The 25,065-nt window shown below is 60.0% G+C and carries 21 protein-coding genes; 6 read left to right on the top strand and 15 right to left on the bottom strand.

Translation table 11 applies throughout. From position 1 onward, the window contains the following. The first annotated feature begins 19 nt into the window (after positions 1 to 19). The 3 genes from odhB (at position 20) to sucD (ending at position 3,420) form a co-directional block, all read left to right on the top strand. Complete coding sequence (gene odhB, locus ACTG2B_RS09120; protein ID WP_005333546.1) at positions 20 to 1,210, top strand: 2-oxoglutarate dehydrogenase complex dihydrolipoyllysine-residue succinyltransferase; 1,191 nt, start codon at positions 20 to 22, stop codon at positions 1,208 to 1,210. A gap of 171 nt (positions 1,211 to 1,381) precedes the next feature. Next, positions 1,382 to 2,548, top strand: a complete 1,167-nt coding sequence (gene sucC, locus ACTG2B_RS09125) for an ADP-forming succinate--CoA ligase subunit beta (RefSeq protein ID WP_005361097.1) — start codon at positions 1,382 to 1,384, stop codon at positions 2,546 to 2,548. Then, a complete protein-coding gene (sucD, locus tag ACTG2B_RS09130) occupies positions 2,548 to 3,420 on the top strand; it encodes a succinate--CoA ligase subunit alpha (RefSeq protein WP_005333542.1) in 873 nt (290 codons plus the stop codon). The genes sucC and sucD overlap by 1 nt, the downstream gene beginning before the upstream one ends. Positions 3,421 to 3,556: 136 nt before the next feature. On the opposite strand, the gene ACTG2B_RS09135 is transcribed toward sucD, so the two are convergent. The 6 genes from ACTG2B_RS09135 to phnR form a co-directional block, all read right to left on the bottom strand. Beyond that, positions 3,557 to 5,059: a hypothetical protein gene (locus tag ACTG2B_RS09135; RefSeq protein WP_158109209.1), complete on the bottom strand. Its 1,503-nt coding sequence runs from the start codon at positions 5,057 to 5,059 to the stop codon at positions 3,557 to 3,559. Positions 5,060 to 5,575: 516 nt separating this feature from the next. Beyond that, a complete protein-coding gene (locus ACTG2B_RS09140; RefSeq protein WP_439995560.1) occupies positions 5,576 to 6,982 on the bottom strand; it encodes an FAD-dependent oxidoreductase in 1,407 nt (468 codons plus the stop codon). Positions 6,983 to 7,000: 18 nt separating this feature from the next. Further along, a complete protein-coding gene (locus tag ACTG2B_RS09145) occupies positions 7,001 to 8,737 on the bottom strand; it encodes a putative 2-aminoethylphosphonate ABC transporter permease subunit (protein ID WP_439995561.1) in 1,737 nt (578 codons plus the stop codon). Next, on the bottom strand, positions 8,734 to 9,828 hold the full coding sequence (locus ACTG2B_RS09150; protein WP_439995562.1) for a putative 2-aminoethylphosphonate ABC transporter ATP-binding protein: 1,095 nt from the start codon (positions 9,826 to 9,828) through the stop codon (positions 8,734 to 8,736). The genes ACTG2B_RS09145 and ACTG2B_RS09150 overlap by 4 nt, the downstream gene beginning before the upstream one ends. Before the next feature lie 272 nt (positions 9,829 to 10,100). After that, the gene (locus ACTG2B_RS09155) at positions 10,101 to 11,120 is read right to left on the bottom strand and encodes a putative 2-aminoethylphosphonate ABC transporter substrate-binding protein (RefSeq protein ID WP_439995563.1); all 1,020 of its coding nucleotides are present in this window, start codon (positions 11,118 to 11,120) and stop codon (positions 10,101 to 10,103) included. Positions 11,121 to 11,240: 120 nt separating this feature from the next. Beyond that, positions 11,241 to 11,948 carry a phosphonate utilization transcriptional regulator PhnR gene (phnR, locus tag ACTG2B_RS09160; protein ID WP_257690345.1) on the bottom strand — a complete coding sequence of 236 codons (708 nt, stop codon included), beginning with the start codon at positions 11,946 to 11,948 and terminating at the stop codon, positions 11,241 to 11,243. A gap of 265 nt (positions 11,949 to 12,213) precedes the next feature. On the opposite strand from phnR, the gene phnW reads away from it, so the two are divergent. Genes phnW through phnX form a run of 3 tightly spaced genes read left to right on the top strand, consistent with a single transcriptional unit; the run spans position 12,214 to position 15,624 of the window. Further along, positions 12,214 to 13,356 carry a 2-aminoethylphosphonate--pyruvate transaminase gene (gene phnW, locus ACTG2B_RS09165; RefSeq protein WP_439995564.1) on the top strand — a complete coding sequence of 381 codons (1,143 nt, stop codon included), beginning with the start codon at positions 12,214 to 12,216 and terminating at the stop codon, positions 13,354 to 13,356. Then, positions 13,353 to 14,792 (top strand): aspartate aminotransferase family protein, encoded by a 1,440-nt coding sequence (locus ACTG2B_RS09170; RefSeq protein WP_439995565.1) that lies wholly within the window; start codon positions 13,353 to 13,355, stop codon positions 14,790 to 14,792. The genes phnW and ACTG2B_RS09170 overlap by 4 nt, the downstream gene beginning before the upstream one ends. Further along, entirely contained in the window at positions 14,785 to 15,624 is an 840-nt protein-coding gene (gene phnX / locus ACTG2B_RS09175; protein WP_421293278.1) for a phosphonoacetaldehyde hydrolase, read from the top strand. Before ACTG2B_RS09170 ends, phnX begins: the two co-directional genes overlap by 8 nt. Positions 15,625 to 15,722: 98 nt before the next feature. On the opposite strand, the gene ACTG2B_RS09180 is transcribed toward phnX, so the two are convergent. From ACTG2B_RS09180 to nrfA, 9 genes are all read right to left on the bottom strand, one after another. After that, a complete protein-coding gene (locus ACTG2B_RS09180) occupies positions 15,723 to 16,175 on the bottom strand; it encodes an NUDIX hydrolase (protein ID WP_439995566.1) in 453 nt (150 codons plus the stop codon). Positions 16,176 to 16,229: 54 nt separating this feature from the next. After that, positions 16,230 to 16,859: a DUF2268 domain-containing putative Zn-dependent protease gene (locus ACTG2B_RS09185; RefSeq protein ID WP_139746700.1), complete on the bottom strand. Its 630-nt coding sequence runs from the start codon at positions 16,857 to 16,859 to the stop codon at positions 16,230 to 16,232. Between the two features lie 89 nt (positions 16,860 to 16,948). Next, entirely contained in the window at positions 16,949 to 18,154 is a 1,206-nt protein-coding gene (gene nrfF / locus ACTG2B_RS09190) for a heme lyase NrfEFG subunit NrfF (protein WP_439995567.1), read from the bottom strand. Next, on the bottom strand, positions 18,151 to 18,753 hold the full coding sequence (locus ACTG2B_RS09195) for a DsbE family thiol:disulfide interchange protein (RefSeq protein ID WP_304519888.1): 603 nt from the start codon (positions 18,751 to 18,753) through the stop codon (positions 18,151 to 18,153). The genes nrfF and ACTG2B_RS09195 overlap by 4 nt, the downstream gene beginning before the upstream one ends. Next, on the bottom strand, positions 18,750 to 20,717 hold the full coding sequence (gene nrfE, locus ACTG2B_RS09200; protein ID WP_439995568.1) for a heme lyase NrfEFG subunit NrfE: 1,968 nt from the start codon (positions 20,715 to 20,717) through the stop codon (positions 18,750 to 18,752). The genes ACTG2B_RS09195 and nrfE overlap by 4 nt, the downstream gene beginning before the upstream one ends. Positions 20,718 to 21,033: 316 nt before the next feature. After that, the gene (gene nrfD / locus ACTG2B_RS09205; RefSeq protein ID WP_439995569.1) at positions 21,034 to 21,987 is read right to left on the bottom strand and encodes a cytochrome c nitrite reductase subunit NrfD; all 954 of its coding nucleotides are present in this window, start codon (positions 21,985 to 21,987) and stop codon (positions 21,034 to 21,036) included. 95 nt (positions 21,988 to 22,082) lie between these two features. Further along, entirely contained in the window at positions 22,083 to 22,754 is a 672-nt protein-coding gene (nrfC, locus tag ACTG2B_RS09210; RefSeq protein ID WP_439995570.1) for a cytochrome c nitrite reductase Fe-S protein, read from the bottom strand. Beyond that, positions 22,751 to 23,350, bottom strand: a complete 600-nt coding sequence (gene nrfB / locus ACTG2B_RS09215) for a cytochrome c nitrite reductase pentaheme subunit (RefSeq protein ID WP_439995571.1) — start codon at positions 23,348 to 23,350, stop codon at positions 22,751 to 22,753. The genes nrfC and nrfB overlap by 4 nt, the downstream gene beginning before the upstream one ends. A 51-nt stretch (positions 23,351 to 23,401) precedes the next feature. Next, positions 23,402 to 24,838, bottom strand: a complete 1,437-nt coding sequence (gene nrfA, locus ACTG2B_RS09220) for an ammonia-forming nitrite reductase cytochrome c552 subunit (protein ID WP_439995572.1) — start codon at positions 24,836 to 24,838, stop codon at positions 23,402 to 23,404. Positions 24,839 to 25,065 lie beyond the last annotated feature (227 nt).

Here is a 25,065-nt window from a genome sequence, read left to right on the forward strand (position 1 = left end):
GTAAAAAGGAACTGATTGGATGACTATCGAAATCAAGGTACCGGATCTGCCGGAATCAGTGGCCGATGCCACTATCGCCACCTGGCACAAAAAACCGGGCGATCTGGTCGCCCGTGACGAAGTGCTGGTCGACATCGAGACCGACAAGGTGGTGCTGGAAGTGCCGGCACCGCAAGCCGGTGTGCTGGGGGATATTCTGCAAGGGGAAGGGGCGACTGTGTTGTCCCGTCAACTGATTGCCATCCTCACCGCCGCTCCGGTGGCCGGTGAAGAGACCAAAGAGAAACCCGCTGAAGCGGTGGCCGATGATGGTGCCGATGGCTTGAGCCCCTCGGTGCGCCGCCTGATTGGCGAGCACGACATTGACGTGACCAAGCTGACCGGTACCGGCAAGGGTGGTCGCATCACCAAGGATGATGTGGAAGCCTTCATCAAGGCCAAGAGCCAGCCTGCGGCAGCCGCACCGGTCGCAACTGCAGCCCCGGCAGCCAAGGTTGCCCCGCTGGGTGGTCGCACCGACAAGCGGGTACCGATGACCCGTCTGCGCAAGCGCATTGCCGAGCGTCTGCTGGAAGCGAAAAACACCACCGCCATGCTGACCACCTTCAACGAGGTCAACATGAAGCCCATCATGGATCTGCGCAAGCAGTACGGCGAGATCTTCGAGAAGAAGCACGGCATCAAGCTCGGCTTTATGTCCTTCTACGTGAAGGCGGTGGTGGAGTCCCTCAAGCGCTATCCGGAAGTGAACGCGGCGCTCGATGGTGATGACGTGGTTTACCACAACTACTTCGACGTCAGTATCGCCGTCTCTACCCCCCGTGGTCTGGTGACGCCGGTGCTGCGCGACTGCGACAACATGAGCCTGGCGGACATTGAGAAGGCCATCAAGGATCTGGCGGGCAAGGGCCGTGACGGCAAGCTGACCGTGGATGAACTGACTGGCGGCAACTTCACCATCACCAACGGTGGCGTGTTCGGCTCTCTGATGTCCACCCCGATCATCAACCCGCCCCAGAGCGCCATTCTGGGCATGCACAAGATCCAGGATCGCCCGATGGCCGTTGACGGCAAGGTCGAGATCCTGCCGATGATGTATCTGGCGCTCTCCTACGATCACCGTCTCATCGACGGACGCGAATCGGTAGGCTTCCTGGTCTCCGTCAAGGAGCTGCTGGAAGACCCGACCCGTCTGTTGCTGGACGTCTAAGCCTGTGGCACCTGGGCAAGGGGTTTGCGCCCCGAGCCGGATGTGCTGCTGGACGTTTGAGTAATACCCGAGCGATTGAAAGATAACGAGGGGCCGCCCAGGCCCCCATTCACAGGGGATTGAGAAACACCAGCCCCGGACGGAAATACCTACAATACGGATAGAGCATCTATGAATCTGCATGAATATCAGGCAAAACAGCTGTTTGCCGAGTATGGCCTGCCGGTCTCCGAAGGTTATGCCTGTGCTACCCCACAAGAAGCGGCCGAAGCGGCCGACAAGATTGGCGGCAATACCTGGGTCGTCAAATGCCAGGTACACGCCGGTGGCCGCGGTAAAGCGGGCGGCGTGAAAGTGGCCAAGAGCAAGGATGAGATCCGTGCTTTTGCCCAAAACTGGCTTGGCAAAAATCTGGTGACCTACCAGACCGACGCCAACGGCCAGCCGGTCACCAAGATCCTGGTGGAATCCTGTACCGACATCGCCAAAGAGCTCTACCTGGGCGCCGTGGTTGACCGTGGTTCGCGCCGCGTGGTCTTCATGGCCTCGACTGAAGGTGGCGTGGATATCGAGAAGATCGCCCACGAAACCCCCCATCTGATCCACAAGGCGGCTATCGATCCGCTGGTGGGTCCGCAGGCTTATCAGGCCCGCGAACTGGCCTTCAAACTGGGTCTGGTCGGCGATCAGATCAAACAGTTCACCAAGATCTTCATGGGTCTGGGCCAGATGTTCCTGGATTGCGATTTCGCGCTGCTGGAGATCAACCCGCTGGTGATCACCGCGCAGGGCAACCTGCACTGCCTGGATGGCAAGATCAACATCGATGCCAACGCACTGTATCGTCAGCCCAAGCTGCGCGAGATGCACGACCCGTCACAGGATGACCCCCGCGAAGCGCACGCCGCCCAGTGGGAGCTCAACTATGTGGCCCTCGATGGCAACATCGGCTGCATGGTCAACGGCGCGGGTCTGGCCATGGGCACCATGGACATCGTCAACCTGCACGGCGGCAAGCCGGCCAACTTCCTTGACGTCGGCGGCGGCGCCACCAAGGAGCGCGTAACCGAGGCGTTCAAGATCATCCTCTCCGACAGCAACGTCAAAGCGGTGCTGGTCAACATCTTTGGCGGTATCGTGCGCTGCGACATGATCGCGGAAGGCATTATCGGTGCGGTCAAGGAAGTGGGGGTCAAGGTGCCCGTCGTGGTCCGTCTGGAAGGCAACAACGCCGAGCTGGGTGGTATCAAGCTGGCCGAGAGCGGCCTCAACATCATTGCGGCCAAGAGTCTGACCGATGCCGCGCAGCAAGTCGTCAAAGCAGCGGAGGCCAACTGATGAGCGTACTGATCAACAAGGACACCCGAGTCATCTGCCAGGGCTTTACCGGCGGTCAGGGTACTTTCCACTCCGAGCAGGCGCTCTCCTACGGTACCCAGCTGGTGGGCGGCGTCTCCCCGGGCAAGGGCGGCACCACCCATCTGGGCCTGCCGGTGTTCAACACCGTCCGTGACGCGGTCGAAGCGACCGGCGCCACCGCCTCCGTCATCTATGTGCCGGCGCCGTTCTGCAAGGATGCCATCCTGGAAGCGATCGACGCGGGCATCAAGCTGATTGTCACCATCACCGAAGGCATCCCGACGCTGGATATGCTGGACGTCAAAGTGAAGCTGCAAGAGACCGGCGTGCGGATGATCGGCCCTAACTGCCCGGGTGTGATCACTCCGGGTGAGTGCAAGATCGGCATCATGCCGGGCCACATTCACAAGCCGGGCAAGGTGGGCATCGTCTCCCGCTCCGGCACCCTGACCTACGAAGCGGTCAAGCAGACCACTGACGAGGGCTTTGGCCAGTCCACCTGCGTCGGTATCGGTGGCGACCCCATCCCGGGCTCCAACTTTATCGACATTCTGGAGATGTTCCAGAACGACCCGCAGACCGAAGCGATCGTGATGATCGGCGAGATCGGCGGCAACGCCGAGGAAGACGCAGCCGCCTATATCAAGGCCCACGTCACCAAGCCGGTGGTCTCCTATATCGCCGGTGTTACTGCCCCTCCCGGCAAGCGGATGGGCCACGCTGGCGCCATCATCTCCGGTGGCAAGGGTACCGCCGCCGAGAAGTTTGCCGCGCTGGAAGATGCTGGCGTGAAAACCGTCCGCTCCCTGGCCGATATCGGCAAGGCCCTGCGCGAAGTAACCGGCTGGTAATTCCTGTTAGCCCGTTATCTCTAATAAAAATGCCGCCCAATGGGCGGCGTTTTTATTATGATGGATACGTTCTTCTTTATCGTAAGCACGAATTAGCTTTTTGCGATTCGAACCTACAATCTAATTTTAACTATGGTTAAGGTTTTTTAGATTCGAATAAAGCCTTTATCTTTCCTAATGAGTCAAGTGCTCCATCAAGTGTTTGATGAACAGGTGTCTTGTCCCCATGCTTCTTATCTAATGTGTCTGATGCATTTTTTGATACAGCATCAATGGCTGCCTCAAGAAGTTTATTCATGAGTACAGGGGTTTCCTCCCCTAACGCCTCAATTTGAGCCTTGAAATTTTGGAATGATTTTGCCAAGGCTTCCTTATGCGCATATTCTTGCTGTAAACGTAATGCTTCACTTCTTCTTTTTGAAGAGAACAACGCTAACCAAATTACAGGTATAATTATCGGTGCTTTATATAAAATATTAGAGGCCAATGTTGTTAATTCTGGGATGTTATGAAACTTTATATAAAACCAACCAAGCTCTTGAGTCATTGATACAAGTGCAGTAAAAATTAAACAGGCAATTGTACCGTAGAATATTATTGTGTTTTGAATAATCGGACCATCAAAGCTGACTTTCATTTCTCTATATGCGCTTGCTAAACCAGCGCTAGTTGCACTAGGGAGTAAACTCTCTATCTCTTCAACAAGAGTTTTATATTTTAACTCTTGAGTTTCTTTGAATTTTTCTAGTTCTTTTTTTCTAGTGTCAATTTCTGATTTCAATCCTCCTTTTCTATTTTCATCATCCTGAAGTTCACCAAAAACTAGATTGTAATAATTACTGAAGTCATCAATCTTTGACCTGAGCTTTACAAGTTGGGATGCGCTTTCTTTCGCATCTGACTCTATATTATCGAGAGCAACGTTTATTTTCTGTTCTACAGAGTCATCGGTTGAAGTTCCCTCAAAGAGAATCTCAGAGAAATTCAGTATTTTTTCATGGGCTTGAGTTATTTCTGACTCAAACTCTTCCATCCTAGTCTTTAAACTTTTGTTCACGGAGTTATTAAAATAATCTTCATCTAGGTTTGTGATTTTTTCACTAATTATTTCGCAGTTTTCCAGTTCTGATGCTGCGTTATTCTTTATTTTTTCAATTTCATCTAACAGGTAATCTGCGTCAGATTGGATAGAGTCAAATTTTGTGGTGATTTCTCTATTAATTGAGTCTAGGCTTATAGAAATCTCTTTTGTATAGGATGAAAAGGCTGTTTTAGCCGCTCTAGCTGCCTTTCCTGTTATTACTTGGTATGGGCGTATATAAGTTAGCAGATTATCCAAGTTAGAGTTGGCTTGAATGATATGTTGAATATTTCGGCTGCTATTAAAGCTCGATATGCTTTGCAGACACGCAGTAGCTTGGCTTGAAAAATTGCTCCATGTTTGCTCTGGTATTAATTCTGGGTCGCAGGCTAATAAAAGTTCATTTATAAATGCTACAACTTTCTTGAGTCTTGCTATTTCAGTTGTATCGGTGATGACTGTTTTATCATCTGAGTTGATACTATCTTTTAACGATACAATTTGAGACCAAGTATCTTGGAAGGGATGCTTTTCAAAATTTTCTATCCAGCGACTCATAAATAACACCAAAAAAGTTAATACAAAATGTCATGTAAGTATGAAATATAATAATCACTCAAACGAAAGCTAATTCTTAAAGTCACAACCCAATATAATCTTTATTGAAAATGCAACCTTAGAAAACAACATCAACTAAGGCGGTTTATCCTCAATTGAGGCATGGTAACTGACGCAGTGAACTATGCAAACTGAATGAAGACAAAAAGCAGTCGGAGATCAATAAATTTGTTAACAAGGTGATTGGTGGCGATTTTTTGAACTCTTGACTTTAAAAAGCGACACGAATTCGGATTATGGGGGGGGTATGTCATAGTTATTGCCTGCCGCCAGAATTGAACAAACCAAGATTGTTGCGCAGCGTCAACGTTGTCTGGAGCTGTCCTGCTGATGCATCAATTCTGCTGACGCAGGGGTCAATCAGCTGGTCATGTTGCTTGATAATGTCCCTCTGGTTTCACCTGTAAACTGCCGACCCAAGGGGCGGCAGTTTCAATAAATATGGTCTTGGGAAGGCTATTTATCCGCCTTGCCCGCCGCATCGGCAAGTTTGGCCAGCTGTTTGTCATACCAGGCCACCGGGCGGTTCTCATCTTCCGCCCGCTCTTTGCGCCGGATGGCATTGCGCACCGCCATGGCGCCCAGCCAGCGAAAGGGTTCGGGCGGAAAATAGCCGCGCGGGCCGCTGACCAGCGCGCAGTCGCGCCACGGCTTGTCCTCTTCCCGCACTTCATCGCGCACCAAAGCCGCCAGGATCTGGCCACCCATCCAGCTTTGCGCCACTCCGTTGCCGGAGTAGCCGAGGCCATAGACGATATTGGGCTGCCCTCGCCAGTGGCCGAAGAAGGGGAGGCCATCTACCGAGCGGTCGGAGGCGCCGCACCAGCTGGCGGCGATGGGCACCTCTTTGAGCGCCGGAAAGAAGCGGCGCAGGGTGCGGGTGAGGGGGGCAAGATAACGGCTGGGGGCATCAAACTCGGCCAGATGGCGGTTGGCAAAGGCGAAGGTGTTGCCCCCCTTGCCCAGCATCAGCCGCCCTTGCGGGGTGGAGCGGTAGTAGTGGACAAAGGTGCGGCTATCCACCACGGAGCGGCCGTGTGCAAGCTGCTGGGCGGCCAGTGCATCCGGCGCGGGGTCGGTGATCACCATATCGGAGGAGACCAGCACTATGCTGCGGCGAAACTCGCGAAAGTGCTGCACCATGGCGCTGTTGAGGGCCAGTACCACCTTGCGGGCACGCACCTCACCCTGCGGCGTTTGCACCCGTGCCGGCTGGCCCGCCTCAAGGCGCTGCATGGGGGAGTGCTCATAGACCTCGACCCCCAGTTCCCGCGCCACCCGCAGCAGACCGCGCGCCAAGAGCGCCGGTTGCACCGAGCCCGCGTGAGGGCTGTAGAGCCCCTCCAGATGAACGTGGGAACCGCTCTGGCTCGCCAGTTCACCCTCCGCAATCGCCTGCCACTGGTTAAGATCGGCTCGCTGTAGCTCCCGCAATACCGGCTCCATCAGGCCGCGCTGGGCCTCGCTGGTGGCGGTGTAGCAGGTGCCCTCGACCCTCAGCTCCGCCTCTATCTGATGCGCCGCGCAGAAGCGGGCGATCTCGTGCACCGCCTGCTCGGAGCCTTGCACCAGCCAGGCGGCCTGCTCTTCGCCAAAGAGGCGCTTTAACGTCAGGTATTTGGCCGACCAGGTGAGCAGGCAGCCGCCGTTGCGCCCGGAGGCGCCGCTGCCGCAGCGATCTTTCTCCAGCACCATGATACGTAAGGCAGGTTCGGCCTGTTTAAGGGCGATGGCGCTCCACAGCCCGGTAAAGCCGCCACCGACGATGCAGACATCGGCCTCGTGGTGGCCGACCAGTGGGATGGGTGGCGCGGGCTGTTCGGCGGCGAGCGCCTCGGCCAGCCAGAAGGGGAGAGTGGACATGATGACTCCTCGATAAGGTTATTGGTGGCGCCAGCGCTGAGTGCGATCCAGCAGGGCGCGGCTCAAAAAGAGCTGGAGCAGCTTGACGGTGGCGGCGGCCAGCAGGATCAGGGTGGCCATGGCGGCGGCCGCGGCGGTATCGCCGGAATCCTCCATATTGAGCACGGCGATGGAGGCGAGCACGCTGTCGCTCGAATAGAGGAAGATCACCGCCGAGGTGGTGGTCATGGCGTTGACGAACAGATAGATGAAGATCTCCAGCAGTGCGGGCAGGGAGGCTGGCAGGGTGACTCGCCAGAACGCCTTCCAGAGCGGAATGCGCAATGAGATGGCCACCAGCTCCAGCTCCTTGGGCAACTGCTTGAGGCTGGTCAGCGCCGTCATATGACCCACCGTGTAGTAGTGGATGACGCAGGAGAGCACCATCAGCGGCAGGGTGCCGTATAGGCCGCCAAAGAGCGGATTGCCGTTGAAAAAGAAGATGTAGCCGAGCCCCAGCACCATGCCGGGCACCGCCAGTGACAGCATGGCAAGCAGATGCAGCAGCTGGCGCAGCGGCGCAAAGTGGCGCCCCTTCTCCTGTGCCCAGGCCAGCACCATCACCAGCACGGTGCCGATAAGCGCGGTATAGAGGCCCAGCTGCAAGGTGTTGGCAAAGGGCTGCCAGCCGTAGACGCTGTTGCTGTCAAAGGCGTAGTGATCCAGCGTCAGCCCGAGGTTGTAGGGCCAGAATTGTACCAGTGAGCCGTAAACGGCCATCCCCACGAGTGCCAGAAACAGCAGGGCCCAGAGCGTGCACCAACCAAGCGCCAGCAGATCCCGCAACCGATGGGGCTTGGGTTGATAGGGCACCGCCTTGGTGCTGCTCTGCTCCTGCATCTTGCTGCGCACTCTGTGCTCCAGGGCAAAGCTCAAGAGCGCCGGCAGCAGCAGGGTGACGCTGGCAACGGCGCCCAGCGAGAAGTTCTGCATCCCGATCACCTGCCGGTAGATGTCGGTGGCCAGCACGCTGTACTGGCCGCCAATCACCTTGGCCACCCCGAAGTCGCAGATGGTGAGGGTGAAGACGGCGATGGCGGCGCTGAGCAGGCCATAACGGGCGGTAGGCAGGGTGACGGTGACAAAGGTGCGCCAGCCGCTGCTGCCCAGCACCCGGGAGGCTTCATAGAGGCGGGCGTCGCTCTGACCGAGCGCCGTGATAAGGATCATCAGGGCGTGGGGGAAGCACCAGAAGCCCAGACCGATGACGATGCCGATGGGGCCGTAGATGCTCTCGCCGCCAAGTAGCCCCTTGGCGATCCCCTGATTGCCAAACCAGTAGACCAGACTGATGGCGGGCAGCAGGGAGGGCATCAACAGCGGGATCAAACCGATGAGGCGAAACAGGGGCTTGCCCGGCATACAGGTGCGGGTGAGGGCGTAGGCGTAGCCAAAGGCGATGGTCACCACCAGCGCGGTGATCAGCACCCCGAGCCAGAGGGTGTTGCCGATGGTGCGTCCCAGATGGGGGGAGTCGAAGTAGGCGCTGAAGTTGGCAAGGCCTATCCAGAGGCCGTTCTCATCCTGCAGGCTTTTTTGCAACATGGTGAGCAGCGGCAGCAGCAGACCGCCGGTGAGCAGAGCGATGCCGAGCACCAGCAGGATCAGTTGCAGTAGCTGATCCCGGCTCCAGCCGCGACAGAGCCGCTGCCAGCGAGAGTCTTGTCGGGCTGTCACTGGTGGCAGCAGGGAGGAGGTCGCAAAGGGGGCAGTCATGGGCGTTCTCCTTCAAACAGCTGCATCGCCCCGGCAGGCCAGTGCAGTGAGCAGCGCATGCCGCTGCGCCAGCCACCCTGTTCGTGGCGGGGCAGCTCGTGGGTCGGGCGCTCCACCAGAATTTGCTGTGGGCCCAGATAGGTGTCGGCGGTGCAGATAAGACGCTGGGCAGCGCCGAGAAACTCCACCTGATCGATGGTTGCTTCAACGCCATGTTGGCCAAGATACGGCTCGCTCGGCGCACTCAGGGTGATCGCCTCGGGGCGGATCGCCACCTGCAATTTGCTGCCGGCCGCGGCCTGATTGGCGAGTTGCAGCGGTTGTTCGTTGAGGCGCACCTGAGTGGGGCTCAGCACCAGGGTGTCGAGGAAGTTCATGGTGCCGACAAAGCTTGCCACGAAACGGCTGGCAGGCTGGTGGTAGATCTCCTGCGGGGTGCCCACCTGTACGATGCGGCCGCCCTCCATCACCACGATGCGATCAGCCATGGTCAGCGCTTCTTCCTGATCGTGGGTCACCATGATGGTGGTGATGCCAAGGCGCTGCTGCAGGGCGCGGATCTCGCTGCGAAGATGGGTGCGCACCAGTGCATCCAGCGCGCTGAGCGGTTCGTCCAGCAGCAGCAGGCCGGGGGAGAGGGCCAGTGCCCGGGCCAGCGCCACTCGCTGCTGCTGGCCGCCGGAGATCTGGCTCGGGTATTTGTGGGACTGGGCCGTGAGATCCACCAGCCCCAGCCAGTGATCGACCCGCTCCTTGATGAGATCCCGCGCCAGCCCCTGATTCTCAAGGCCGAAAGCGATGTTCTGGGCCACCGTCAGGTTGGGGAAGAGAGCATAGGACTGAAACACGATGCCAAAATCGCGCTCCTGGGGCGGCAGGCGGGAGATATTGCGCCCCCCTTGCCAGATCTCGCCGCTGTCCGGCAGATCCAGCCCGGCGATGGCTCTGAGCAGGGTGGTCTTGCCGCAGCCGGAGGGGCCGAGAAAGCAGATAAACTCCCCCGGCTCAATGGTCAGAGAGATCCCCTTGAGGGCCTGAAAAGCACCGAACTGCTTGTTGAGATGTTGAATGTCCAGATAGGGCTGGGTCATGGTTCGACTCGCTACTGATTTGGTATATACCAGTTTGCGGGTGAAGTGTGACGGTCAGGTGATCGGGGGATGACAGCTTGATGACAGTCAAATGAGATCGGGTCGCCAACAAGTGGCTGGGCACTGTGCGAATGGACTAAGCATCGCTAATTGAAGGCAATGCAAACTCGGGAAGTTAAAACCAAAAAGCGAAGGCCAACAGCTGTTGGCCTTCGACTGACAGTTTATTGGCAGCGGTGTGTCTGGCGTGAACAAACCGCCGCCCTTCACGCTTACTGTTTGGCTTCGGTCTTGCCGTCGAAGCTGGCGCTCCACTGGGCCAGGATGGCGTTGCGCTCGCGGGCGGCCCAGCTAAAGTCGTTGTCGATCATCTGGCCTTTGATATCTGCCGGATAGCCCGCTCTCGGTTGGGCCACATCGGGAATGGCGACCACGGCGAACGACTTGTTGTAGAGGGCGTTGGCCTGTTCGGTGGCGGCAAAGTCGAGCAGCTGTTTGGCGGCTTCCAGCTTGGGGGTGCCCTTGATGATGGCGGCTGCTTCCATATCCCAGCCCGACCCCTCTTTCGGGAACACCACCTCGATGGGGGCACCCTTGGCCTTGAGGCTGGTAGCCGGGAAGTCGAAGGAGATACCGATCACCGTTTCACCGCTGGCGGCCAGCTTGCAGGGGGCGGAGCCCGAGTGGGTGTAACGGTCGATGTTCTGGTGCAGGCCGTTCATGAATTGCCAGCCCTGCTGCTCACCCATGGTCTGCAGCCAGCCCGCAACGCTCAGGTAACCGGTGCCGGAGGAGCTGGGGTTGGGCATGATCACCTTGCCCTTGTAGATGGGCTTGGTGAGGTCGGCCCAGCTGGTGGGGGCCGGGAGCCCCTGTTTTTCCGCCTCTACCTTGTTGAAGCAGATGGCGCTGAAGAAGGCGTCCAGACCGATCCAGTGCGGCTCGGCCTTGCTGTCGCGAAAGCGGCTGTCGAGCTTATCCAGCCCTTTCGGTGCATAGGCATTGAGCATCTGCTGCTGATCGAGCTGCATCAGGCTGGTGGCGGCCAGTCCCCACACCACATCCGCTTTGGGCTGGGCTTTTTCTGCCAGCAAGCGGGCGGTGACCACGCCGGTGGAGTCACGCACCCACTTGATGTTGATGTCCGGATGCTGGCGTTCGAACGCGGTTTTCAGCTCGCTGAGCTGCTCCGGTTCGAAGGCGGTGTAGACGGTGAGATCGGTCGCGGCCAGTGCCGGGGCGGTCATGGCAGCCAGCACGGCGGCGGCCAGCAGATGGGTTCCCTGTTTCATCCTCTTCTCCAGTTAAATTGGTTTGGTATAAACCAGATTGGTCGAGAGAGAGGCTAGGGGATCTTTATGACGTGACCGTGACAGCCCCGTGACGTTTTGCCGTTCCTGATTTATCCGTGACTAATCCTGGGTATCCACTTCGATCTCCAGGCTGTCGTGGCGCCAGTACTCCAGATCGAAGTCGAGCACCCGTCCGTGCTGATCGAAGTTGAGCCGCTCGAGGCGCAGGGCGGGCAGACCGGCGGTGGCCCCCAGCGCCTTGGCCACTTCGTCCGGCAGGGCGGTGGGGAAGAAGCGCACCTGCATGCGGGCGTAGTGGAGATCGTAATGGGCCTGGTAGATCTCGGTCAGACTGCCGTTGAGATCCAGTGCCAGCAGGCCGGGCACCCGCTCTGGCAGGCAGTGGTTCTCGCAGTAGCAGATGGCGCGCCCGTTGGCGTAGCGCAGACGTTTTAGCAGAAACAGGCTGTCAAACGGCTTGAGCTGCAGCTGCGCCATCAACGCGGGCGGTACCGCCTGACGGCTTTTATCCAGCAGCTCGGTGCGCGGCTCACCCCCTTGCTCCCGCACTATCTGGTGAAAGTTGGAGGTGCGTCTGGGGTTCAAGCGAAAACGTGGCGGGGTGACGAACCAGCCGCGGCGATCCTCCCGATAGATAAGGCCGTTCGCCTCCAGCTGCACCAGTGCCTCGCGGATGGTGACCCGGGTGGTGCCATAGAGTTCTCCCAGCAGCCGCTCGGAGGGGAGCTTGTCGTTGGGGGCCAGACCCCCCGCCAGGATCTGGTTGGCGAGGGCATCCTTGATCTGCAGATATTGGGGTTTGCTCATGAAAATCCCTGGTTTTGCAATAAGTTGTGCAATGAGTTGGGCAATGGGCTGGGCACAGGGCAGGTCATCTGCCCGGTCGTTACACGGCAACATCAACATGCATTGGTAGATACCAGCAGCGCCCCTGCTGTTCAGGCTTCCTAGATTATCGCGATCCCGGCGCTGAAAATGAATTTTTTGTTGCACGTAGCGCCACCCCTTTGACCTTGGCGGGGCAGTTACCCACAATGCGCTCATTCTGGTATATACCAAAAGGAGCGATGTCATGACCCATATTCCTGCGGCCCCCGCCGCCGTCGATTACCTGCTGCTGACCCCGGGCCCCCTCTCGACCACCGCGACTGTGCGTGCCGCCATGCTGCAAGACAGCTGCACCTGGGATGCGGACTACAACCTGGGCGTGGTGGAGCCCATCCGCCGCGAGCTGGTGCGCCTCGCCACCGGCCCGGAATATCAAAGTGACTACAGCGCCGTGCTGCTGCAGGGGAGTGGCAGCTATGTGGTGGAGAGCGTGCTGGGCTCGGCGATCGGCGTCGATGAGTGTCTGCTGATCATCAACAACGGCGCCTACGGTGCCCGCATGGGGGAGATGGCCCGCTGCCTTGGCCTGCGCCACCACGAGCTGGACTGCGGCGAGACCACCCGCCCGGAGCCCGCCGCCATCGAGGCGATGCTGGCGCGCCACCCCGAGATCACCCATCTGGCCATGGTGCACTGCGAGACCACCACCGGCATGCTCAATCCGCTCGATGAGGTAGCTGAGCTCTGCCAGCGTCGTGGCATTCGCCTTATCGTCGATGCTATGAGCAGCTTTGGCGGTATTCCCATCGACATGGGGCGCCTTGGCATCGAGTTTCTCATCAGCTCGGCCAACAAGTGCATTCAGGGGGTGCCGGGTTTTGGCTTTGTCATCGCTCGCCGCGCCGCGCTGGCGGCCTGCGCCGGTCGTGCTCGCTCGGTCTCCCTCGACCTGCATGCCCAGTGGCAGACCATGGAGCAGCAAGGGGGCAAGTGGCGCTTTACCTCGCCCACCCATACCGTGCTTGCCTTTGCCCAGGCGCTGCGCGAGCTGGACGAGGAGGGGGGCATTGAAGCCCGCCATCAGCGCTACGGCGAGAATCAGCGCACCCTGGTGGCGGGGATGGCTGCCCTCGGCTTTGCGCCACTGCTGCCAGAACAGTGGCAATCTCCCATCATCACCGCCTTCTACTCTCCGGCCCACCCTGACTACCGCTTCGCCGATTTCTACCAGCGGCTCAAGGCGCAGGGCTTTGTCATCTATCCGGGCAAGGTCTCCCAGGCCGATTGCTTCCGTATCGGCAATATCGGCGATGTGACCCCTGAGCGGGTGCGGGATCTGCTCGCCGCCATGGCCAGCGCCTGCTACTGGCAAGGGGACGCGCGATGACCAGCATGCTGGCTCAGGGTCGTGATCTGCGTGGCCGCGATTTGCATGACCATAAGCTGCACGGCAGCGGCCGTGCCGACAGCGAAGGGGATATCAACCTCGGCGAGGGGCGGGCGCGCTGGTGGGCGGGCCAGAGCGAAGATGTACAGGCCGGATTGGCGGAAGATAGCCGCTACTTTCTCCATCAGGCACTCTCCACCCCCTGTCTGGATCTGATTGAGGGGGCGCAGGGGAGCTGGTTTACCAGTGTATCGGGCGCGCGTTACCTCGATTTTCACGGCAACAGCGTTCATCAGCTGGGTCACGGTCACCCCAGGGTGGTGGCCGCGGTGCAGCAGCAACTCGCCGATCTGCCGTTCGCGCCCCGCCGCTACACCCATCAGGTTGCCATCGACTGCGCCCGCACCCTGGCCGAGCTGGCCCCCGGCGATCTCAACCGGGTGCTGTTTGCCCCCGGCGGCAGCGAGGTGGTGGGGATTGCCCTGAAGCTCGCCCGTTTCATCACCGGCAACAGCAAGGTGGTGTCCCTGTGGGATGCCTTTCACGGCGCCTCCCTCGATGCCATCTCGGTCGGCGGCGAGGCCTGTTTTCGCGCCGGTATGGGCCCGCTGATGGCCGGAGTGGAGCGCATCCCGCCGCCTACCCGTTATCGCGGCGTCTGGTATCGCGGGGAGGGGGATGACCTGCACTACGCCGATTATCTGGAGTACGTCATCGAGAAGGAGGGAGGGATCGGCGCCTTTATCGCCGAACCTATCCGCAACACCGATGTGCAGGTGCCCTCGAAGGCCTACTGGCAGCGGGTGCGGGAGATCTGCGATCGCCACAAGGTGTTGCTGATCGTCGACGAGATCCCCAATGCCCTGGGCCGCACCGGCCACTGGTTCAGCTTCGAGGAGTTCGGCATCGAGCCAGACATCATCTGTCTGGGCAAGGGGCTGGGGGGCGGGGTGGTGCCGTTTGCAGCTCTCATCACCCGCGACCGGTTCAATCAGGCCGCAGCTATTTCACTCGGTCACTACACCCACGAGAAGAGCCCTATCGGCTGCGCGGCGGCGCTCGCTACCATCAGTACCATCCGCGAAGAGGGGTTGCTGGCAAAAGCGCAGGAGGATGGCCGTTTTATGGCGGCCGAGCTCGGCAAGTTGGCCGAACGTCACCCGCTGATCGGGCAGGTGCGCGGTATCGGTATGCTTTGGGCGCTCGATCTGGTGGTCGATCACCAGAGTCGCACCCGCAACAGCCAGGCCGCCGAGCGCCTGCTCTACCGCTGTCTGGAGCTGGGGCTCAGCTTCAAGGTCTCCCAAGGGAACGTCATCCAGCTCTCGCCCCCACTCAATATCGCCCGCGCCGATCTGGTGCGCGCCATCACCATTCTCGATCGCGCATTGGGCGAGATCGCACTTTCACCGAAACAGGAACACCACCATGACTGACTTGCAGATTGCTGTAGACCCGACCACCGACGTAGAGGCGCTGATCCTCGACTGGGCCGGCACCGTCGTTGATTTCGGCTCCTTCGCCCCCACCTCCATCTTCGTCGAGGCCTTCGCCCGCGCCTATGACTTTGCTGTGACCCTGGACGAAGCACGCCAGCCCATGGGCCTTGGCAAGTGGGATCATATCTCTGCGTTGGGCCGTCTGCCTTCGGTGGATGCGCGCTGGCAGGATCGCTTCGGCCACCCCATGAGCCACGCCGAGGTGGACCACATTTATCACACCTTTATGCCGCTGCAGATTGCCGCCGTGACCCGCTTTGCCGCCCCCATCCCCGGTGTGCTGCCGCTGCTGGACGCTCTGCGGGGTCAGGGGCTGCGTATCGGCTCCTGCTCCGGTTATCCCCGTCCAGTGATGGAGGCGCTGGTGCCTGCTGCGGCCGATCACGGCTATCGGCCGGATCACTGGGTCGCCACTGACGATCTCAAGGCAGGTGGTCGCCCCGGCCCCTGGATGGCGCTGGCCAACGTAATTGAGCTGGGAGTGAGCGCGGTGCATCGCTGCATCAAGGTGGATGACGCCGTACCCGGCATCAGTGAAGGGCTGAACGCGGGCATGTGGACGGTGGGATTGTCGGTTTCCGGCAACGAATTTGGTGCCACCTGGGAAGAGTTTGCCGCCATGAGCGAGGCGGAGATCGCCGCCCGGCGCGCACCGGCCGAGGCCAAACTGCGGGCGGCGGGGGCGCACTATGTGATTGATACCCTTGCCGACATCGCCCCGGTTATCGCCGATATCAACCGCCGTCTGGCCGCTGGCGAGCGGCCGTAGGCCATCTGCTTGGTCTAACAAAAGCGCTTGGCTGGCTTTAGATGCAACACGCCCCCATCCGGGGGCGTGTTGCATTTACAGGGGGAAGCCGTGTGCGGTCAGCGGATATCGACCCGCATCAGGGGAGAGGGGGCGTTGTCGACAAAATGGTGCCAGATATGGTCGTAGAGCGCCTTCTGGCCGGGGAAACTCACCAGCGCCTTGGCTTCGGCCAGGGAACACCAGCGATAGTCTGTGTGCTCATCGTTGAGGGCCACAGCCTGATTGGGCGGGCAATAGATCACAAAGACCGGCACCACCTCCACCGTATTCAAGCTCGCCTCGTAAAACTGTTCCAGATACTGGCCGTTGTAGAGTTCGGTGACCCGGATCCCCGTCTCTTCGCCAAACTCCCGAATAATGGTCTGCCAGCCGGTTTCACCCGCCTCCACCGTGCCTGCCACATGACACCAGAAGCCCCCCTTGACCCGTTTCATCACCAGCAATTTGGTTTCGCCATCGACAGTGGTAAGGGCAACGCCAGAGACGGCCTTGCAGCGAATGGGGATCATGATCTTCTCTCCGGGTTTGGGCTCTGTGATAGCCACGAACAGTGTGAAGGCGTGTTAATTGAAATACGCCTCGGCGGGTAGGCCCATGACCTCTATTTCATTCAGTCCATTTTTGGCCAGATAGTTGGTCACCAGATTGAACCCCACCCAGTAACCGGCATATTTGGGAAATGGCCGGTTATCACGGCAGTAGAAAAAGTCTAAATAGTTGAACTGCTTGCTGGATAGATGGGGCGTCATCTCTGCCAGGAGCGATTGCCAGTCATGGTGATGAGACTCCTTGAACAGCGAGGGGAGGGTGCCACCATTGAACCTCTGCTCAAAGTAGCAGGCCAGTCCTTCAAAAATCAGGTTTTCGGCCAGTGTTTCTGCTTCCACCTTATTCTTCTTTTGCACGATATGGTGGACTTCGTGGGCCAGCACGGCAGGCAATTCGGTGATGATCACCTCTTTGATATCAGGCCGTTCCAGATCAAGCTGGAGTTCTATCCGATACATGTTGATGGCCCAGCCACCGATACCCGAATCGGGAGCATCCCCCTCGGCAAAAGGGCTGAAGGTGACATCCAGTTGGGAGAGATCGAACAAGGCATTCAATTTGTGCGCCGTCTCGGCAAAAACGTGCCTAATGGTGTCATCGAGCCCATCGAATTTGCCCGAGTCGTTTAACAGGGTGAGTTGCATCCAGACATCCTTGTCTATTGAAAGAGAGTGCTGAACCACTTGCGTGGGCGGCGCCATATCACCACGATTACCCTCTTTCAATCAAGGGGTTACCCGCCCATTATGCTTGCCGTCTGGATCGCCTCGATCAGTGCAGCCCGGTTGATACGAGGGCGCTCGCCATCGAGCAGTTGCTGCCACAGGGCAATGGCCTGGCTGTAGCGGCCATGCAGGAAGTGATCGGAGGCGAGCAGCATCAGGGCGCTCACTTCCCCCGGGTCCTGCTTGAGGGCGCTCTCCAGCAGGCGGGTTGCCTCGGGAGTCAGCTGCTGGCCCGCCTGATAGTAGAGCACGGTGGCCTGCGCGGCCTGGGTCGCTGCACTGGCGCCCCCCTCCAGCAGCGCGAGGCGCTGGTAGGCGAGCAGGGAGTTGTCATATTCGCCCCGATAGAGATAGAGCTGGCCGAGCGCCGCCCAGCTGTCGAGATCGGCGGGGTTGCGTTGAAGCTTCTGATGCAGACTCCCCAGCTCCTTGTCCTGCAGATCCCGCGGGCTCAACCCCGCCAGCGGATCGGGACGGGATGCATAATCCTGCCATGCCTGATAACGGCCGGTGCTGAGATAGACAGCGGCCACGGCTACGAATGCCATGATACCAAGCAGCAACAAGGCCCGCCCGTGCCGGTTATTGCGACCGCGATTGTTATGCTGGTTGGCCAGTTGCGCGCGCAGGGCCAGCTCAGCCGCCGGGATAGCGCTGGCCAGGCGGGTGGCGCTCAGCTCCCTGTAGAGTGGTTGGTCGGGGGAGAGGCCTGCTTGCTCCCCGTGCATGATCAACAGATTCAGTTCGCTGCGCGGATCGGCGGCGGGTTGAGGGGGGGCCTCAACGATGGCCTTAACGACAGGGATGGGGTGCGCCTTTGTGCGTGTCAGGCGGCGAAACAGGGTCAACAGCGCCAGCCCCAACAGCAGCAGGGGACCGCCCCACAGCAGCGCCGTGCTGGCCTTTAAGGGGGGATCGTAGCGGACGAAATCGCCGAAGCGCTCCGTCATGCGGGCGATCACCTGCTCATCAGACTGCCCCTCGTCCACCCAGCGGTAGACCTCTAGCCGCAGATCCCGCGCGATGGGGGAGTTGGACTCCACCAGATTCTGGTTCTGGCACTGGGGGCAGCGCAGGGCGCGGGCCAGCTCTTGCGCCCGATTTTGCAGCTCGGGGTGGCGAAACTGATAGGTATCGACCCCGCTGGAATATGCAGTTGCACTCAGCAGCATGCCGAGGGCCAGCAGGGCGCAGGCAAGAGAACGGCGCATCATGGCTGTGTCTCCCGAGCTGATGTTGCAATAGATGGCGCAATTGCGTGTGCCGTTGTCGCGGTCTTCATTTGCGCGTCAGCTCGCGCCTGGTCGAGCAGGGGGGCAAACTGACGTTGCCAGATCCCTTTGGTAAGCTCGCCGGTATGGCGGGCGAGCAGGGCACCATCGGCATCAAACAGATAGGTCTCTGGCGTGCCGTAGACGCCGAGCTCCAGCGCCAGTTTGCCGTCGGGGTCGGCCAGTACGGCGCGATAGGGGTTGCCCGCCTGGATAAGCCAGGCGCGGGCCGCATTCCCCTTGTCCCGGTAGTTGAGACCATAGAGGGGCACTGTGCCCGCGAGCTCGCTGAGCAACGGATGCTCGGCGCGGCAGTTGACGCACCAGCTGGCCCAGACGTTAAGGACAAAGGGCTCGCCCTTGAGGCTTGTGGTCTGGATCTGACTCCCACCCAGCAGATTGTCGCTCTGCCACGCAGGCAGGGTACGTCCGAGCGTTGCCTCATCCTTGCTGTAGGGATTGTTGCCAAGGCCGAGCCAGAGCAGGATGCCGAGGCTCAGGGTAAGGAGCAGTGGAAGAAAGAGGCGCAGGCGGGATCTCATAACGCCTCCTGTTCGAGCCGGGGATGGGAGGCGCTAACCACAACGGGGCGGGAGGCAAGCAAGGGGCGACGGGCGAGCAGGCGCAGGGCGCCGCCCGTCATCATCAACAGGCCGCCGAACCAGATCCAGCGTACCAGCGGCTTGTAGTGCAGCCGCATGCCATAGGCATCTGGCCCCATCTTCTCACCCAGCACCACGTAGAGATCGCCGAGCATTCCCCACGCGATGCCCGGCTCGTTCATGTTCATGGTGCGCACGCTGTAGTGACGTCGCTCTGGGGTGAGCCTGGCGATCTCTTTATCTTCTTTATGCACGCTGAGCGTGATGCGCTCGGCTGTGTAGTTGGGGCCGATGATCGGCTCGCGTCCCTCATAGCGAAATTCGAACGCACCGAGCTGGTAGGGCTGGTTGGCACTTAGCACTGTGCCTCCTTCCTGACTGTGGTGGCTCATTTGCGCGATGCCGAGGGCGCACACCGCCACCCCGAGGTGGGCCAGCAGGCTGCCGAACCGATTGAGGGTGAGTTCACGCAGCGACGTCAGTTGCAAGAGCGGGAGCAGCAGGCTGGCCATCAGCCAGAGGCTCACCATATTGGCGAGGATGCCAATCCAGCTACCGGAAAACGCTCCCTGTTCCAGATAGGCAAGGCTAATGAGCCCGCCGCCAAGCAGGCCAAACAGCGGCGGTAACAGCGCGTTGAGTCGGGAATGTGGCGCAAGCGCCTGCCAGCGCAGGCGCGGCAGTTGGGTCATCAGCGCCATCAGGCAGAGGGCCAGCGGCACGAAGATGGTATTGAAATAGGGGGCACCCACCGAGAGCGAACCCAGATGAAGCGACTGGAACACCATGGGGTAGAAGGTGCCGAGTAGCACGCTGGCGCAGGCCACGCAGAGCAGCAGGATGGCGGCGCCGAGCAGCCCCTCCTTTGACAGCAAGCCAAAGCGGGCATAGGGGGCGCGAATGTCCGCCCGCAGGGCAAACAGGGTGAGGGCGCTGGTCAATAGCAAGCCGAGCAGCAACAAGAGGGTGAGGCCACGGCTGGGGTCCACCGCAAAGGCGTGCACCGAGGTGAGTACCCCGGAGCGCACCACGAAGGTGCCAAGCAGGCTCAAGGCGAAGGTGAAGATGGAGAGCAACAGCACGGCGTGACCATAGGCGCCGCGCTTCTCGCAGACAATCAGGGCGTGCAGCAGGGCAGTGCCGAGCAGCCAGGGCAAGAGGGAGGCGTTTTCTACCGGATCCCAGAACCACCAGCCGCCCCAGCCGAGCTCGTAGTAGGCCCACCAGGAGCCCAGCACGATGCCAGCGGTGAGAAAGACCCAGGAGCCGAGCGCCCAGGGGCGACTCCAGTGAGCCACGGCGCCATCCAGTCTGCCCGAATGGAGCGCTGCCATGGCGAAGGCGAAGTTGACCGCAAAGCCGACGTAACCGAGGTAGAGCAGGGGCGGGTGGATGATAAGACCGATATCCTGCAGCATGGGGTTGAGATCGCGCCCCTCCAGCGGCCCCGGGAATTGGCGGTCAAACGGGCTGGAGAAGATCAGGGTATAGAGGCCGAAGAGCCCGACGATCAGCCCCATGATGGCCAATACCCGGGCTGTGATCAGCGGATCGACCCGCCTGGAGCAAAGGGCCACCAGAGCGCCCCACAGCCCCAACGCAAAAACAAAAAAGAGCATGGAGCCTTCATGGCCGCCCCACACCGCCGCCAGCTTGAAGCCCAGCGGCAGGGCGCTGTTGGCGTGTTGGGCCACATAGCTGACGGTGAAATCATCCTGGCCAAAGCAGCTGGCGAGCAGCAGCAGGGCGGTCAACAGCAGGATGGCATTGATTAGCGCCAGCGGCGTGGCGCTGCGCAGCAGGGTCGGGGAGGCGAGCCGTAATCCCAGCCAGGGCAGTGTGCCCTGCAGCAAGGAGAGTGCCGCCGCCAGTAGCAGTGAGAGATAGCCGAGCTCCGCCAGCACACAACCTCCGGTTCAATCTTTGATGTCATTCATGTCATGGCACACACGTAGCATCGTCTCCCTTTGGCGGAGAACATTGCCAAGCAACGGGTGTGGCATCACCAGAAATTCATTGGGCCAGCAACAAGCCAGCGCCAGTCACCCAGGGGTGGCTGGCGCTTATCCCCAGTTTCAATAACCGGTTCACGATCCGTCGTGAGAGGTCGTCAGCAAGGTAAAGAGCAGCGCAGGAACCGGAGTGTATGTGAATACATGAGGATTCCGAGCAGCACATGAGCCTTGATCACGGCCTTGCAATAGGAGCGTGAACCGGTTTTTAAACTACCGTCATCTGGCCGGCGTAGAGCACGAAGTAGCGCAGCAGCAGGATCCCCACTAGGGTCAGGCTGCAGACCAGCACCAGATGGCCGCTTCGCTCCCGCAGGGGCGCCGGGGTCAGAAGAGCCAGCAGCTGGGGCAGCAGCATGCCGATGCCCACCACGCCGACCCAGAACACCTGAGCCCAGAAGCCGCTGCCGATGGCCGCCCACATGGCCACCTCTTTCTGGCCGCCACCGAAGTAGAGGCCGGTAAAGAAGCAGACCAGCAGCAACACCTCCATCACCAGCACCGGCCGCTCGAAGCGGTGAACAAAGCTCACCCCTTGGCTGTGATGGTTCTCCTTGAAGAGCGTCACCGCCAGCAAGATGGTGGAGGCGATGCCGGAGCTGATGCCCGAGACCAGAAACAGCACCGGCAGCACCGGGTTGTTCAAGAGCGGATAGGTCTTGAGCGCAGAGAGCAGAAAGCCTGTGTAGGCCCCCAGCAGCACGGCGAGCAGCAGCAACAGCGGGGCCAGCAGCCGCTCGATGCGGGCAAGCCAGCCAAGCAGCCCATCCACAAAAGCGAACTTCTCTTTCAGCAACCGGCTGCGCATTGTCTCGATCTCGGTGCGAAACACCACCGCCAGCCAGGCGAACAGCACCGCCATATAGAGCTGAAACAGCATGACCCCCATCGACATCACTGAGTCGAACTGGTAGTGGAACATCAGCTTCCAGAAGGTCCAGGGGCGGGCCAGATGGAAGATAAGGATCAGCAGCCCCAATATCACGCTCGCTGGCGCTAGAATGGCGGTTGCCTTGATGATGCCGCTCTCGCTGCCTGCCCCCTTGCGGCGCAGCAGCACCGAGAGGGTGGTGGCCCCGGCGGAGATGCCGAGCAGGAACAGATAGATAGCGATGGGCCAGTCCCAGACAAGTGAAGGGAAGTGAAATGCGTCATGCAACATGATCCATTCCTCCCTCTGTCACAGCAGTAGATGGCGATGGGGCAAATCCCCACACCAGCGAGGGGAAGTGAAATGCCGCTTGTATGGTCATGACGTTATCTCCCTTTGGGCACGCGGTACATCTTGGGCGAGGTGCCGAGTGCCTGCTTGTAGCGATAGGTGGTCTCTTTCACCAGCCGTTTGGCGATGGGGCTGTCCGGATCATCCAGATTACCGAACACCAGCGCCTTGGTGGGGCAGGACTCCACGCAGGCTGGCTCCTTGCCCGCCGCCAGGTTGGTCTTGCGGCAAAAGTCGCACTTGTCTGCCACTCGGGTGACCGGGTTGATAAAGCGCACCTGATAGGGGCAGGCGGCGAGGCAATACATGCAGCCGACGCAGAGATCCGCGTCGACATCGACGATGCCATCCTCCTTGCGGATATGGGAGGCGCCGGTGGGGCAGACATGCACGCAGGGGGCGTTGTCGCAGTGCTGGCAGGACTTGCGAAAGAAGCGGTACTCGGCGTCGGGAAATTCACCGACCGGGCCTGAGCGGATGATCTCGAGGCGCGAGACCCCTTCCGGCACCTTGTTGACCTCCCGGCAGGCATCCATGCAGGCGGTGCAGCCGATGCAGGCCGTCTCATCGTGGATCATGCCATAGCGGATCCCATCGATGGTCTGGCTGCGGGCGAGGGGGGTAGCAAGGGAACGAGTCGGCCCCGTCATCATGATAAGGGCCCCCGCACCCACGCCCGCCATAAAATTACGGCGAGAGCAGCTCATGAGGCCTCCTTGCCGGTAGCCGGTTTGGACTGCTCCTGCTGGGCCTTGCTGGCCTCATGCTGCTTGCTGTGGCAGTCGACGCAGAGCTTGATGCGGGATTTTTCCGGGATCCCCACCATGGGCTCCTTGGCCGGATGCAACTGGTGACAGCTGGTGCAGGTGAGCTTGGTGGCGTGCACGTCGTGGGCCCAGAGCGCCTCGCGCAGTGGTTTGGGCTCGTGGCAGCTCATGCAGACTCCATTCTGCTCGCTGATGGGATAAAGCTTGATGCTCTCTTTATCCTTCAGGCTGTGGCTGAAGCGCATCACATCCTTGACCCCTTCCCGGTGCTGGGGGGAGGGCTGGCCGTGGCAGTTGGTGCAGGTGACAGGTGCCAGGTTGTTGGGATTGGTCGCCTGACCATGCTTGCCGTGCATCCCCTCGCTCTGCTCCTTGTGACAGTCGGTACAGGCCTTGTCGGGATTGCGTAAAAATTCCACCTCATGTGTAGCTGGAACAGGGGCAGCTGCCGGCTCGGCCGCCTGACCCTGCAGGCTGGTGAGCAGCATGGCTGCCATCAGCATCAGTCGTAAAAAATCCATCGTTAAATCACCCATAGGAAGCCTCCATCCGCTGCGGGCCTGGTCTGGCCTGGCCCGCAGGCGCCGTTACTGTGCCAGCCGTCCGGCCGCTTTGGCCTCGGCATCCCAGGCGGGGACCGTGGTCTTGAGGAACTGGGCCTTGTCGCTGTTGAACTGCTTCATATCCATGCCAAGGGCGGCTTGCGCTTTCTCCTTGGTGGAGATGTCGGGGATGGCGATTTCGTGGCTGATCCCCTTGCTGGCCAACAGGCGTGCCAGCTTGGTGCGGGCGTCAGCGGCTTTATCCAGCGCGCTGCCAAGTACCTTGAGGGCCACTTCGGGGGCGTGTATCTGCACCCCGTGGGAGGCGATGGCGTAGTCCCAGCGCCACTGGGCGTGACGGATGTCCTGCAGAATATCCTTCATCTCTGCCTCGGTGGCGCCGGCATCCCAGGCCGCCTTGGCTTCAAAGTGGGCGTGTACCAGCTGCTTCTCGACCTTCAGCTTGGTTTCGATCACCGCCTCTTTGCGCTGTTTGACAATCCCTTGCAGCATCTCCTTGCTCTGGGTGTGGCAGTTGCGGCAGGTCTGCTCGAAGCGATCGAATGGGTTACCCACTTTGTGATCCGTGTAGACCTTGCCCTGCTCGTTCTGCACCTTGGGCATGTGGCAATCGACACAGGCGACGTTGTTCTGGCCGTGAATGCCGGCGCGCCAGGTTTCGTACTCGGGGTGCTGGGCTTTGAGCATGGGGGTTTTGGAGAGGGCATGGGTCCAGTCGGCAAAGCCGATTTCATCGTAATAGGCCTCCATCTGCTCCACAGTGGTGCCCTTGTCCCAGGGGAATTTGACCGCCTTGGTGGGGCCGCTGAAGTAATACTCCACGTGGCACTGGCCGCACACCTGGGACTGCTGATCAAAGCGCCCCTGCTCCTTGAACGGCTTGCCGATGGCGGTCATGGCCCGCTCGGCATAGGGACGGGAGAGGTGCAGGGCAGGTTTGCCCTCCTTGAACTCCTTCGAGGCAGTGTCGTGGCAGTCGGCGCAGCCGATGGTGTTGACTACTTCCGGCCCGCCCTTGGCCCACATCCCCTTGAAGTAGCCATCCTCACCCTGCTCGTCGATGACGCGGGCCACATCCGGGCCTTTGCAGCTCCAGCAGGCCATCGGCAGCGGGCCATCTTCGGCTGTCTTGGGGGCGCCGGTACGCAGGGTTTCCCGCACGTCGGTCAGCGCATAGAAGTGGCCCCGCGGCTTGTTGTAATCCTTGGCGAAAGGGTAACCGCCCCACAGCACCACCATATTGGGATCTTCCGCCAGCGCGTCGGTGCGCTCCTTGCTCTCGCTGGTGGCTTGCCAGCTGGTGAACTGATCGGCGTGATCCTTGGCGAACAGCTCGCTGCGCGCCTCTATCTTGCCATTGGTGGTTGCGTCATCAGCCAGTGCCCAGCCGCTGGTGCCAAGGCTGGTAGTCAGCAGCAGGGTGGCGAGGCCCAGTTTGATATGCCTGTGTTGTGAACCCACGTTTATCACTCCCAGATAAATGTTTTGATCTCGTCTGACCCGTTCCATCTTGGTGTGGATCTTCCCCCCGTCGGGCGGGGTGGGCAGACATTCGCTTGCGGGTGAATAAAACCGCGCAATATATGATTGCTCGAGGGTTACCCTAACAAATAGGTAAATTTAATGATGATTTATCGGAGGGAGAGTTGTGCCAGATCAATTGGTGCACAGGATTGATCGCTGAAATG

The sequence above is a fragment of the Aeromonas sp. 30P genome (assembly GCF_051919805.1).
Lineage (GTDB): Bacteria > Pseudomonadota > Gammaproteobacteria > Enterobacterales > Aeromonadaceae > Aeromonas > Aeromonas veronii.

Excerpts from the sequence above, each read along its gene's own strand:
- nrfF (WP_439995567.1), bottom strand. The coding sequence starts at position 18,154 with ATGATGCGCCGTTCTCTTGCCTGCGCCCTGCTGGCCCTCGGCATGCTG.
- phnR (WP_257690345.1), bottom strand. The coding sequence starts at position 11,948 with ATGAGCAAACCCCAATATCTGCAGATCAAGGATGCCCTCGCCAACCAG.
- ACTG2B_RS09150 (WP_439995562.1), bottom strand. The coding sequence starts at position 9,828 with ATGACCCAGCCCTATCTGGACATTCAACATCTCAACAAGCAGTTCGGT.
- nrfB (WP_439995571.1), bottom strand. The coding sequence starts at position 23,350 with ATGGGTGATTTAACGATGGATTTTTTACGACTGATGCTGATGGCAGCC.
- odhB (WP_005333546.1), top strand. The coding sequence starts at position 20 with ATGACTATCGAAATCAAGGTACCGGATCTGCCGGAATCAGTGGCCGAT.
- ACTG2B_RS09180 (WP_439995566.1), bottom strand. The coding sequence starts at position 16,175 with ATGATCCCCATTCGCTGCAAGGCCGTCTCTGGCGTTGCCCTTACCACT.
- ACTG2B_RS09155 (WP_439995563.1), bottom strand. The coding sequence starts at position 11,120 with ATGAAACAGGGAACCCATCTGCTGGCCGCCGCCGTGCTGGCTGCCATG.
- nrfD (WP_439995569.1), bottom strand. The coding sequence starts at position 21,987 with ATGTTGCATGACGCATTTCACTTCCCTTCACTTGTCTGGGACTGGCCC.
- ACTG2B_RS09195 (WP_304519888.1), bottom strand. The coding sequence starts at position 18,753 with ATGAGATCCCGCCTGCGCCTCTTTCTTCCACTGCTCCTTACCCTGAGC.
- nrfC (WP_439995570.1), bottom strand. The coding sequence starts at position 22,754 with ATGAGCTGCTCTCGCCGTAATTTTATGGCGGGCGTGGGTGCGGGGGCC.
- ACTG2B_RS09170 (WP_439995565.1), top strand. The coding sequence starts at position 13,353 with ATGACCAGCATGCTGGCTCAGGGTCGTGATCTGCGTGGCCGCGATTTG.
- ACTG2B_RS09145 (WP_439995561.1), bottom strand. The coding sequence starts at position 8,737 with ATGACTGCCCCCTTTGCGACCTCCTCCCTGCTGCCACCAGTGACAGCC.
- sucD (WP_005333542.1), top strand. The coding sequence starts at position 2,548 with ATGAGCGTACTGATCAACAAGGACACCCGAGTCATCTGCCAGGGCTTT.
- ACTG2B_RS09185 (WP_139746700.1), bottom strand. The coding sequence starts at position 16,859 with ATGCAACTCACCCTGTTAAACGACTCGGGCAAATTCGATGGGCTCGAT.
- sucC (WP_005361097.1), top strand. The coding sequence starts at position 1,382 with ATGAATCTGCATGAATATCAGGCAAAACAGCTGTTTGCCGAGTATGGC.
- ACTG2B_RS09140 (WP_439995560.1), bottom strand. The coding sequence starts at position 6,982 with ATGTCCACTCTCCCCTTCTGGCTGGCCGAGGCGCTCGCCGCCGAACAG.
- phnX (WP_421293278.1), top strand. The coding sequence starts at position 14,785 with ATGACTGACTTGCAGATTGCTGTAGACCCGACCACCGACGTAGAGGCG.
- phnW (WP_439995564.1), top strand. The coding sequence starts at position 12,214 with ATGACCCATATTCCTGCGGCCCCCGCCGCCGTCGATTACCTGCTGCTG.
- ACTG2B_RS09135 (WP_158109209.1), bottom strand. The coding sequence starts at position 5,059 with ATGAGTCGCTGGATAGAAAATTTTGAAAAGCATCCCTTCCAAGATACT.